This window comes from Clostridium tarantellae, assembly GCF_009295725.1.
Taxonomy (GTDB): Bacteria; Bacillota; Clostridia; order Clostridiales; family Clostridiaceae; genus Sarcina; species Sarcina tarantellae.
In genome coordinates this window covers 1-1,118 of record NZ_WHJC01000530.1, presented here as the reverse complement: position 1 = coordinate 1,118, position 1,118 = coordinate 1, and the positions used below count along the sequence as shown (strand labels likewise).

Sequence of the window (1,118 nt, the reverse complement as noted above, 5' to 3'; positions counted from 1 at the left end):
GTTTTTAATATATAATCAATTGGACTAAGTAATGATGTCCAAGGAGAAGAACCAAATAATAATCCTATTACTTTATTAGAATTATCCAAGACTAAACTGCCAGAATCACCCTCCTCTGACATTAAAGTAGTTAGTATTTGATTTTTAAACATAGATTTTAGACCTCCAGCCATATCTTGGATAATTAGAGCGTTAGTATCAGTTATAGTTCCTGTAGTATACCCTGTTCTTTTTCCACATTTTTTTACAGACTTTTTAAGTTTTGCTTTGGTGGTTCCTGTAATAGTTCCTATATTATAAATTTCTTTTATATATTTAACTTTAGGATTTATGGCAGCAATAGCTGCATCAGCTAAATTGACAGTATTTTTACCAGCATATCCATAGTATAGATGGATTTTTTTTTCTAAGGTAGCAATTTGATTTCCTATAGAGGTCCAGTTATAGTCAAATGTACTAGGTTGTACTATACTAGCCCCTTTTTCTAGTTTTCCTTCAAAAGCAAGTATATGATTATTACTTAAAATATAAGGAGCATTAGTTAAATTATCAAATACTATAGCTCCTAAAGTACCAGCAGTAGTATCTTTAAAGGGACTTATGCTAAGCCCACCCTGCAGAGGACGTTGACGAGATTTTAAAAAATTAATATCTTTTATATTCTCATTATCTTCTGTTGTTTTAAATGGATTAATTATACTTATTTTAAAATCACCTATTTGAAAGGAACCTACAGTAGTGTTGCGTTTAAAATTGCCAACTTGATAAATATCTGTTTTTATACCTAAAAAATTTTTAGGTATAATATCTTCTTTGTAAAGTTTATTTAATGGTACTTTTTCCTTTACTAAAATACGTAAAACAGGCTCATTTGTATCAATATTTTTAATTGATTTATTACCAAAGGATAATCCTACTACATTTTTTTTAGGTAAGAAAAAATTATTATTATTATCAATGATATCTACTATGGAATCTTTTAATAAAGAACACATATAATCCTCCTTATATAAGATTATATATAATATGAAAATTCCTTTAATATATGTGATTGAATTTTAAAAATAATTAAATTATTTATAGTCATTATTGATAATAAATCATAAAATATATTAAAT

Annotated in this window: 1 protein-coding gene; it reads right to left on the bottom strand. The window is 26.2% G+C overall.

Features of this window, described 5'->3' with window-relative positions; all coding sequences use genetic code 11:
- The coding region (locus GBZ86_RS16125; protein ID WP_152892357.1) for a chymotrypsin family serine protease at positions 1-995 on the bottom strand (995 nt) is incomplete at its 3' end.
- Positions 996-1,118: the final 123 nt, after the last annotated feature.